Origin of the sequence: Rathayibacter sp. AY2B7, assembly GCF_002931635.1 — a bacterium.
Taxonomy (GTDB): domain Bacteria; phylum Actinomycetota; class Actinomycetes; order Actinomycetales; family Microbacteriaceae; genus Rathayibacter.
The window spans coordinates 1-10,358 of record NZ_PSUC01000115.1; the positions used below are offsets into that span (position 1 = coordinate 1).

Sequence of the window (10,358 nt, forward strand, 5' to 3'; positions counted from 1 at the left end):
GACCTTGATCGAGTGCGTGAGCCGGTTGTGCACGACCTGGCCGACGCCGGAGGGCGAGATGACCTGGGTCACCGCGGTCGCCCGCGCGATCGCGATGCAGCTGACCACCACCGATCCCGCCCAGCGCGAGCTGGTCGAGCGGCTCGGCGGCTGCGACCCGGTGGTCGTGCAGGCCGCGGCCAGCGCGCACGACCTCGGCCACCCTCCGTTCGGCCACCTCGGCGAGCAGGCGCTCGACCGCCTCGCGCGCGAGCGGCTGGGGCTCGCGGAGGGCTTCGAGGGCAACGCGCAGTCGTTCCGGATCCTCTCCGAGCTCGACGTCTGCGAGACGGTGGAGGTGGGGCTGAACCTCACCGCCGCCTCCCGAGCCGCCGTGCTCAAGTACCCGTGGGGGCGGACGGTCCACCGCCCCGGCATCGACTCCGCCGACCCGACCGAGCTGCCCCGCGGCTCGACCGCCAGCCGGTGGGAGACCGCTCCGCCGAAGTTCTCGGCGTACACGCTCGACCTCGACGACCTGCTCGACGCCCGCTCCGGCTTCACCGCGATCGCCCCCTGGCAGCAGACCCTCGAGTGCTCGGTGATGGACGTCGCCGACGACATCGCCTACTCGCTGCACGACCTCGACGACTTCTACCGCGCGGGAGTGCTGCAGCAGGCGGCCGTCGCCGTGGAGTTCCGCGCCTTCCTCCGCGAGCAGAACGCGCTTGCCGCCCTCGACGCCGAGGAGCTGTGGGCGCGGGCACCCGGGCACTCGCTCGAGATGCTCCGCCGGAGGCTCGTGGCCCGCGACCCGTGGATCGCGAGCGACGAGCACTTCCGCGCCTCCGTGGAGCGGGTGTCGACCGAGCTGGTCGAGGGGCTCCTCGCGCTCCCCTTCGACGGATCGACGCGCACCGAGCGCGCGATCGAGGCCTTCGTCTCCTCCTGGATCGGCCGCCTGCAGCGCTCCGTGGTGGTGCTCGCCGAGCCGAACGTCCGCTCGGGCCACCTCTCCCTCCTCCCCGACGCCTGGCACGACGTGGCCGTGCTGAAGTTCGTGCACACGCGCTTCGTGATCGACCGGCCGGACTTCGCCACCTACCAGCGCGGCCAGTCGCAGGTGCTCGAGACGCTGGTGACCCACCTCGACGCCTGGCTCGAGGACCCGCGCGACGGCTCGCGGGCCCCGCAGAAGCTGCTCGACCTGATCGAGCTCGCGACCGACGGCTACTTCCGCCTGCGCGCCGACCACCCCGACTGGCTCCCGGCGGACGAGCGCGGCCGGCCGACCTCCGACCCGGCGGCCCTGCAGCGGCTCGGCCGGGGGCGCGGTGTGGTGGACTACGTCGCGACCCTGACCGACGAGCAGGCGATGGCGCTCGCCGCCCGCCTCCGCGGCGATCGCGAGCCGTGGGCGATGGGGACCTGACACCCCGGCGGGTGGGTTGACACCGCGCGTCGCGTGTGGCCTCGGAGGCTCCTCGCCCGTCGTTCCGGGGGAGGAGCCTCCGCCGGGCCCCCGAGGACGCGTTCCGCGACCACCCAGCGGGCGTCCAGGAAGCGCAGCCTGAACGACAGCGTAAAATCGCGGAGGCACATGCCAGGATCGACAACTCGACAGGGAGTTCCGTTGGACGGAAACGCAACGACCACGCACCGCAACGTCGCATTGCTGTCCGTCGCGACCACGCTGGCTCCGCGCGTGACCACCTCGGCCGAGATCGAGGCGCGGCTCGCCCCGGCGCTCAAGCGACTGCGGCTCCCCACCGGGCTCCTCCAGCGCGTCGCCGGAGTGCACGAGCGCCGCAACTGGGGCACCGAGCAGGGCTTCGACGGAGCGGCGATCGACGCGGGCAAGCGCGCTCTCGCCGAGGCCGGCGTCCGCGCCGACCAGATCGGCCTGATCATCAACACGTCGGTGACCCGCAAGCACCTCGAGCCCTCGGTCGCCGTGCGCCTGCACCACGGGCTCGGCCTGCCCTCGTCGGCCATCAACTTCGACATCGCGAACGCGTGCCTCGGCTTCGTCAACGGCATGACCCTCGCCGCGCAGCTGATCGACTCCGGCCAGATCCGCTACGCGCTCATCATCGACGGCGAGGACGCCGACGAGATCCAGGTCAACACCATCGAGCGCCTGAGCCGCGAGGGCGTCAAGCGCAAGGACTTCATGAGCGAGTTCGCGAGCCTGACCCTCGGCTCCGGCGCCGCCGCGGCCGTCCTCGGCCCGGCCGACGAGCACCCCAAGGGCCACCGCATCCTCGGCGGCATCACCCGCGCGGCCACGCAGTTCAACGAGCTCTGCGTCGGCAGCGTCGACGGCATGTTCACGGACGCGAAGGCGCTGCTCAAGGGCGGCATGGAGCTCGTCCTCTCGGCGTGGAAGGAGGCCACCCGCGACTGGAACTGGAGCGGGATGGACCGCTACATCACGCATCAGGTGTCGGACGTGCACACCGACGCCCTGGTGAAGGCCGTCGGCATCGACCGCAGCCGCGTCCCCACGACCTACCCCACCCTCGGCAACGTCGGCCCGGCGTCGATCCCGATCACCCTGGCCCAGGAGGCCGAGACCCTACAGCCCGGCAACCGGGTGCTGCTCATCGGAGTGGGCTCGGGCATCAACACCGCGATGCTCGAGATCGCCTGGTGACCGCGCCCCACCCGGCCGAGCGGATCCGCGGAGCGCTCGGCTCCACGGCCGCCGCGCAGCTGCCCCCGGCCGGGCTCGACGGGCTCGATCCCGCGTGGTCGCGCCTCGTCGACGCTCCGGACGCCCAGGGCGTGCCGCGCCGCTGGCACCTGCTCGACACGGGCGAGGCCCTCGGCACGGAGCCCGTCGGCACCGTCCTCTGCGTGCACGGCAACCCCACCTGGTCCTACCTCTGGCGCCGCCTCGCGGCCGCCACGCTCGAGTCCGCCCGCCGCGGAGGCCCCGCCTGGCGGGTGGTCGCTGTCGACCAGCTCGAGATGGGCTTCTCCGAGCGGACCGGCACCCTGCACACGCTCGCGGACCGCGTGCGCGAGCTCTCCGACCTCACCGACGTGCTCGGCCTCGACGACGTGGTCACCCTCGGCCACGACTGGGGCGGAGTCGTCTCGCTGGGCTGGGCGGTCGACCATCCGGAGCAGCTGCGCGCCACGATGCTCCTGAACACCGCGATCCACCAGAGCGCCGACGAGCCGATCCCGTCCCCGCTCCGGCTCGCGCTCGCCTCGGGCGTGCTCGGCGCCTCGACGGTCGGCACGCCGGCCTTCCTCGAGACGACCCTCGCGCTGGGGCACCCCGCGCTGCCCTCCGCGGTGAAGGAGGGGTACCGCGCGCCCTACCGGTCCGCGTCGCGCCGCGGCGGAGTGGGCGGCTTCGTCGCCGACATCCCGGTCGACTCCGCTCACCCGAGCGACCCGGAGCTGCAGCGCATCGCCGAGGGCGTCAGCGCCCTGACGACGCCGGCCCTGATGCTCTGGGGCCCGCTGGACCCGATCTTCTCCGACCGCTACCTCGACGACCTCGTCGACCGGCTCCCGCACGCGCAGGTCCACCGCTACGAGGGAGCGGGCCACCTGGTGGCCGAGGACGTCGACTACGCGTCCGCCGTCCTCACCTGGCTGGGCGACCTCTCCGACGGCGAGGAGCCGTTCGGCGGCGACCCCGCCCCCGACGTCCGCCGCCCGACCGCGCCGGTCGAGCCGCTCTGGGCGCACCTCGACCGCAACGCGCAGGACGACTCGCTCGCCCTGGTCGAGATGGCGCCTCCCGGAGGCGGCGGGCCCCGCTCGGTCTCGTGGCGCCTGCTCTCGCAGCGGGTCCGCGAGCTCGCCGCCGGGCTCCGCGCCTCCGGCGTCTCCTCGGGCGACCGCGTCTCGCTCCTCGTGCCGCCCGGCGCCGACCTGACGGCGCTGCTCTACGCGTGCCTGCGCATCGGAGCCGTCGTGGTCGTCGCCGACGCGGGCCTGGGCCTGCGCGGTCTCACCCGCGCGGTCCGCGGTGCCTGGCCTGATCTGGTGGTCGGCGCCCTGCCCGGCCTCGCCGTCGCGCGGGCCCTCCGCTGGCCCGGCGGCCGGGTCTCGACGCAGACCCTGCCCCGCGCCTCCGCCTCGGCTCTCGGGGTCGACACCTCGCTCGGGCAGCTGATCGAGCTCGGCCGCGCCGAGCTGTCCGCCGACCCGGAGGCGCTGGGCGAGGCGCCCGCCGCCGACGCCGTGGCCGCGATCCTGTTCACCTCCGGCTCGACCGGCCCCGCCAAGGGCGTCGTCTACACGCACCGCCAGCTCGCCGGCGTCCGCGACGCGCTCGCCCGCCAGTACGGGATCGGACCGGGCACCGGCCTCGTCGCGGGCTTCGCGCCGTTCGCCCTGCTGGGCCCCGCGCTGGGCACGCGCTCCGCGACTCCGGACATGGACGTCACCGCGCCCCGGACGCTCACGGCGGCCGCCGTCGCCGCGGCCGCCGCCCGGGTCGACGCGACCGTGCTGTTCCTCTCGCCGGCCGCACTGGCCAACGTCGTGGCCACCGCCCGCGCGCTCGACGCCGACGACCACCGCGCCCTCGCCGGCGTGCGCACCTTCCTCTCGGCCGGCGCCCCCGTCTCGGCGGGACTGCTCGGCGAGGCGCAGGCGCTCATGCCGAACGCCTCCGCCCGCACTCCCTACGGCATGACCGAGGGGCTGCTGCTCACCGACGCGTCGTTGGAGGGCATCCGCGAGGCCGCGTCCGACGACGATCCGCGCGGAGGCGTCTGCGTCGGCGTGCCCGCCGCGGGCGTCCGGCTGCGGATCGCCCCGCTCGACGCCGACGGCCGCGCCGCGGACGAGCCGGAGGAGATCACCGGCACGACCGGCGAGATCGTCGTCTCGGCCGGTCACGTCGAGGACCACTACGAGCGCCTCTGGCTCACCGACCGCGCCGCCCGCGTCGGCGCCGTCCCGGGTGAGCGCTGGCACCGCACCGGGGACGTCGGGCGGATCGACTCCGCCGGCCGCCTCTGGGTCGAGGGCAGGATGCCGCACGTCGTCGTCACGCCGGACGGCGTCGTCACGCCGGTCGGACCGGAGCAGCGGATCGAGGCGCGCGTCACCTCGGTCGCCCGCGCCGCGATCGTCGGAGCCGGCCCGCGCGGAGTCGCGCAGCTGGTCGCCGTGGTCGAGCTGCGCTCGGGCGCGCGCCGCGTGGTGCTGGCCGAGGAGGCCCTCGCCGCCGAGGTGCGCGCGGCCGTCGGCCGGCCCGTCGCCGCGGTGCTCGTCGTCCCGGCGCTGCCCACCGACATCCGCCACAACTCCAAGATCGACCGGGCCGCGCTCTCGCGCTGGGCCGAGGGCGTGCTCGCCGGCGGCCGGATGGTGGCGCCGTGAGGGTCCTGATCACCGGCGCGAGCGGCCTGCTCGGCGGTGCGGTGGCCGCGGGCCTCGTCGCCCAGGGGCACGAGGTCCGCACCTTCCAGCGCCGACCCTCCGGGGTCGCGGGCGTCGAGGAGGCGCGGGGCTCGCTGACGGATCCGCGCGCGGTCGAGGAGGCCGTCGACGCGGCCGAGGGCGTCGTGCACCTCGCCGCGAAGGTCTCGCTCGCCGGCGATCCGGGCGACTTCGACCGCGTGAACGTCGACGGCACCCGGCGTCTGCTCGCCGCCGCCGCCCGCGCGGGCGTGAGCCGCTTCGTCCAGATCTCGTCGCCCTCCGTCGCCCACTCCGGCTCCTCGATCACCGGCGACGACGCCGAGCCCGCCGATCCGGACCGCGCCCGCGGCGACTACGCGCGCACCAAGGCCCGCGCCGAGCTGCTGGCGCTGGCGGCCGACGCCCCGGGCTTCGCGGTGGTCGCCGTGCGCCCGCACCTGGTCTGGGGTCCGGGCGACACCCAGCTCGTCGCCCGCATCGTCGAGCGGGCGCGCGCCGGCCGGCTGCCGCTCCTCGGGCACGGCCAGGCGCTGATCGACTCCACTTACATCGACAACGCCGCCTCGGCGATCGTCGCCGCTCTCGGGCGGGCGGAGGAGGTGCACGGCCGCTCCTACGTCGTCACCAACGGCGAGCCGCGCCCGGTCGCCGAGCTGCTCGCCGGGATCTGCCGCGCCTCGGGCGTCGAGCCGCCGCGCTGGTCCGTCCCCGCCTCCGTCGCCCGCGCCGCGGGCTCGCTCGTCGAGCGCGTATGGGCCGTGCGGCCCGGCGCCGATGAGCCGCCGATGACCCGCTTCCTCGCCGAGCAGCTCTCGACCGCGCACTGGTTCGACCAGCGCCGCACTCGCGCCGATCTGCAGTGGAGCCCGTCGGTCACCCTCGACGAGGGCCTGGCGCGCCTGTCCGCCGCCCGCTGAGGCGCCGGCTCCGGAGACGGAGAACGGACGGGACCCCGTCGCCGAGGCGAGGGGGTCCCGTCCGTCCGGGGGCTCCCGCGACGGATCGCGGGAGGGGAGCCGAGGTCAGTCGGCGAGGATGAGGTACAGCGCGCGACGGGTCTCGTCGAGCTTGGCGGAGGCGGCGGCGCGCTGCGCCTCGGTCGCTCCGCGGAACTGCTGCACGACGCCCATCAGCTTGCCGACGTTCTCCATGAAGGCGCGATCGGCGTCGCTCGCGCCGGGGGTGGCCTCCCAGGCCGCGTCGAGCTCGTCGGCGTGCTCGCGCACGTAGGTGCCGCCCGCGTCCGTGAGCTGGTACTCGGTGCCGCGGCCCTCGCCGACGGCCGTGATGAGGCCCTCGTCGACGAGCTGCTGGAGGGTGGGGTAGACGGAGCCGGGGCTGGGACGCCACGATCCGTTCGTCTTCTCGGCGATGGCCTTGATCAGGCCGTAGCCGTTCGAGGACTTCTCGGAGAGGAGGGAGAGGAGGGCCGCGCGGACGTCACCGCGTCGGGCGCGTCCTCCGCCGCGGCCGAAGGGGCCGCCGAAGCCCGGGCCGAAGCCGAAGCCGGGCCCGAAGCCGCGGCCGTGACCGCCGGGTCCGCGGCGCTGTCCGCGGCCGGGGTGCTCGTGGCGGGAGGAGTGGTCGCCGTCGCAGGAGTCGCGGCGGTCGTCGGAGAAGAAGGTCCTGGACTTCATGGGTGTGCTGCTCTCTGTCGTGAGGGGATCCCTTTCGATCGGATCCGGTCGCCCGTCGGGAGCGGCTGCTTCCGATCTGTCGGCGATGCAGTAACGATATATCGGCGACGGATCGGATGTCAACACCTGAATTGCCCGTAGCCTGGGAGCTCCCCGTCGATCGAGAGGTCCCGCATGCCGCTGCCCGACTCCGAGCTCGAGGCGTACCTCGCCTCCTCCCTCCTCGCCGGGGACGTCCTCACCGGCCGCGCGAGCAACCTCGGGAACCTCCGCCGGCTCGCCGCCCGCGAGCCCGCGCACCTCTACGGGGTGGACGTGGCCGAGCACTGGACGCTCGAGAGCCTGCTCGCCCTGATGGGGGAGCGCGTGGGGATCAGCACCGACCCCTCCTTCGAGAGCGGGCAGGACCGGATCGACGCCCGCCTGACGGTCGCGGGTCTCGCCCGCTACCGCGACCGGTTCGCCGCCGCCGTCCGCGAGGGGGCGCTCCTCCTGTTCGCCACCGCGCACCCCGCGACCCTGATGGACGTCTACCGCCGCTTCGCTGCTGCCGCGACGGAGCGGGGCGCTCGCGTGATCGACGTGAACGCGCTCCCGTTCGCCGCCCCCGACGGCATCCGCGTGCCTCTCGCGGACGAGCACCAGGCCCTGTGGTGCACCGGCGGGGTCACCTGCGTCTACCGCGGGGGAGGGCTGCAGCACACGCACTCGCCGGAGCCGATGGACGCGCTGCTCGACCGCCTCGACGAGCTCGGCATCCGCCCCGACCTGGTCGTCGCCGACCACGGCTTCGCGGGCGCCGCCGGTCGGCGGGGGCTGCCGGTCATCGCGATCGCCGACTGCAACGACCCGGCGGTGTTCGTCGCCGAGGCGCAGGGCTCGATCGAGGTGGTCGTCCCGATCGACGACGGGCTGGCCGTCCACCTCTACGAGCCGGTGATCGACTTCGTCCTCCGCGCCCTCTCGGAGCCCGCGCGCACCTGACGGCTCGTAGAATCGCCTTCGGCTCGTCGCGATCCCGGATCCGACGGGCCGACCGTTCTCCCGAGTCCCCGCACTCGCCACCACTGCAGACGGAGCATCCGTGACCCAGCCCCACGACGGCCTCCTCCCGCGCTTCGCCGTCGGCGTCGACATCGGGGGGACGTCGATCAAGGCGTCCCTCGTCGACGTCACCACCGGTGAGCGGGCGGCTCGGCGCTTCGCGGTCGCGAACCCGCTGGGCAAGGAGCCCGAGGACTTCGCCGAGGCGATCGCCGGCATCGTCCGCGACGTCTCGCCGATCGCGGGCACGCCCGTCGGCGTCGGCTTCCCCGGGATCGTCCGCGGCGGCGTCGTCCGCCAGACCACCCACGTCTCGCAGCGCTGGGTCGGGCTCGACGCGCAGGCCCTCCTCTCGGAGGCGACCGGGGTCGACGTCGTCGTCGTCAACGACGCGGACGCGGCAGGGGTCGCCGAGCGGGAGTTCGGCGCGATGCGCGGACGCGAGGGCCTCCTCCTGCTGACCACCCTCGGCACCGGCATCGGGACGGCGCTCGTCCACGAGGGCGTGGTGATCCCCAACTCCGAGCTCGGGCACCTGCACATCGACGGTCCCGACTTCGAGCCGCAGGTCGGCTTCTCGGCCGTCCGCCGCGAGGGCATCACCCTCGAGGAGTGGGCGGGTCGCCTCAGTGTCTACTACCGGCACCTCGAGATGCTGCTCTCGCCGCAGCTGTTCGTGATCGGCGGCGCGGCGGCGCACGTCTTCGACGAGTTCGCCCGCTTCCTCGACATCGGCACCGAGATCGTCCCCGCCCGCTTCGGCAACGACGCCGGATTCACGGGCGCCGCGATGGTCGCCGTCTCGCCCGACCGCCTCGCGCCCTGGTACCGCTCCACCCGCGGCGCCCGCCTCGACCCCGGGGCCCCCGCCATCGCCGACTGACCCCCTCCCTGCATCGAGGGAAATGCCGACCCGTCGTGGCATTCCGAAGGCGCCGGGTCCCTCGACGGTCCGCGGTTTCCTCAGCGGGTCGACAGGCCGCGGTAGACGGCGTCCAGCCGGGCGGCGGCGGCCGGCCAGGAGTGGGCGGCCGCCCAGTCGACGCCGCCGCGGCCGAGACGCGCCAGCTCACCGGGCGAGCCCAGCAGGGTCAGGATCGCCTCGGCCCACGCCGCGGGGGAGTCGGAGTCGAGCAGCACGCCGCTCCCGCCGTCGCGCACCGCGTCCACCAGGCCGGTCGTCCTGCGCGCGAGCACGGGAGTGCCGCTGCCGGCCGCCTCGAGCGCGATCAGCCCGAAGGTCTCGGCCGCCGAGGGCACGAGCGCCAGCTGCGCGCTCCGGAGCCGCTCCGCCACCCGGTCGCGGTCGGCGGCCCCCTCGATCAGCACGCGGTCTCCCAGCGGAGCCGCCGCGGCGCGCACCGCGTCGAGGTACGACTCCCGGCCCGGTGCCGCCCCGCCCACCAGCCGCAGCACCGGCCGCTCCGCCGGCGCGATTCTCGCGAGCGCCTCGACCGCCAGCCGCTGGCCCTTGAGCGGCTGCACCCGGCCGACCAGGACGACTCCGGAGCGCTCGCCGCCGCCCGGGCGGAACCGCGCGTCGACTCCGGGCGGCACCACGACGACCCGGTCCGGATCCGCGCCGTACCCGCTGACGACGTCCTCCCGCTCCGAGGCGCCCGCCACCACGATCGCGTCGGCGGAGGCGAGCACGGAGCGCTCCGCGTCGATCCGCTGCTGCGGCTCCGCGACGTCGCCCGGGGCGAGCCGGGCGTTCTTCGCGAGCGAGCCCGAGTGCATCGAGTGCACGTGCGGCCTGCCGGTGAGCGCCCCCGCGAGGCCCGACACCCAGTAGTGGGAGTGCACGACGTCGGCCCCCTCCGCGGCGCGCGCGAACTCCGGCGCCGCGGCCGCCAGCGCGTACTTGTCGCCCGCAGGCACCGGCACGCCGACCACCCGCACACCCGGCGCGAGAGTGCGAACGCCCTCGCCGCGGGTCAGCACCTCGATCTCCCAGCCGAGCGCCGCCAGCTCCGGGAGCACCGCCGCGAGGTAGACGTTCATCCCGCCCGCGTCGCCCGTCGACGGCTGCTCGAGCGGGGAGGTGTGCGCCGAGACGACGGCCAGACGGGGCATCCCTCCATCGTAGGGACGGCCGTGCGTCCTCCACGGATCCCGGCCCGCGGCTCGCAGCGCCTCCGGAATCGGGTTGAATAGACGGATGCGCTCGTTCGAGCGCGGAGAGCGTGAGGTCCATGGCCCGCCAGAGTCCCCCCGGTGAGGTGCTGCCGTCGGCCGCACCCGGGCCGGTGACCGCCGGCCACGAGCCCTTCTCCGAGCAGGACATCCGCGCCCTCGTCG

Annotated in this window: 8 protein-coding genes; 6 read left to right on the forward strand and 2 right to left on the reverse strand. The window is 75.0% G+C overall.

The features are described 5' to 3' along the window. From C5C27_RS14940 to C5C27_RS14955, 4 genes are all read left to right on the forward strand, one after another. The coding region (locus C5C27_RS14940; protein ID WP_219813186.1) for an HD domain-containing protein at nt 1-1,411 on the forward strand (1,411 nt) is incomplete at its 5' end. 168 nt (nt 1,412-1,579) lie between these two features. After that, entirely contained in the window at nt 1,580-2,635 is a 1,056-nt protein-coding gene (locus C5C27_RS14945) for a 3-oxoacyl-ACP synthase III (RefSeq protein ID WP_104225938.1), read from the forward strand. After that, complete coding sequence (locus tag C5C27_RS14950) at nt 2,632-5,334, forward strand: alpha/beta fold hydrolase (protein ID WP_258066795.1); 2,703 nt, start codon at nt 2,632-2,634, stop codon at nt 5,332-5,334. Before C5C27_RS14945 ends, C5C27_RS14950 begins: the two co-directional genes overlap by 4 nt. Beyond that, the gene (locus tag C5C27_RS14955) at nt 5,331-6,293 is read left to right on the forward strand and encodes an NAD(P)-dependent oxidoreductase (protein ID WP_104291701.1); all 963 of its coding nucleotides are present in this window, start codon (nt 5,331-5,333) and stop codon (nt 6,291-6,293) included. The genes C5C27_RS14950 and C5C27_RS14955 overlap by 4 nt, the downstream gene beginning before the upstream one ends. A 105-nt stretch (nt 6,294-6,398) precedes the next feature. Here C5C27_RS14955 and C5C27_RS14960 read toward each other — a convergent pair whose 3' ends face one another. Next, the gene (locus tag C5C27_RS14960; RefSeq protein ID WP_104314803.1) at nt 6,399-7,013 is read right to left on the reverse strand and encodes a PadR family transcriptional regulator; all 615 of its coding nucleotides are present in this window, start codon (nt 7,011-7,013) and stop codon (nt 6,399-6,401) included. A gap of 174 nt (nt 7,014-7,187) precedes the next feature. On the opposite strand from C5C27_RS14960, the gene C5C27_RS14965 reads away from it, so the two are divergent. Further along, entirely contained in the window at nt 7,188-7,997 is an 810-nt protein-coding gene (locus C5C27_RS14965) for a phosphatase (RefSeq protein ID WP_104237791.1), read from the forward strand. A gap of 100 nt (nt 7,998-8,097) precedes the next feature. Then, nucleotides 8,098-8,940, forward strand: a complete 843-nt coding sequence (locus C5C27_RS14970) for an ROK family protein (RefSeq protein ID WP_244229583.1) — start codon at nt 8,098-8,100, stop codon at nt 8,938-8,940. A gap of 80 nt (nt 8,941-9,020) precedes the next feature. Here C5C27_RS14970 and C5C27_RS14975 read toward each other — a convergent pair whose 3' ends face one another. Further along, nucleotides 9,021-10,133, reverse strand: coding sequence for a glycosyltransferase (locus C5C27_RS14975; RefSeq protein ID WP_104314804.1), 1,113 nt, complete (start codon nt 10,131-10,133; stop codon nt 9,021-9,023). Nucleotides 10,134-10,358 lie beyond the last annotated feature (225 nt).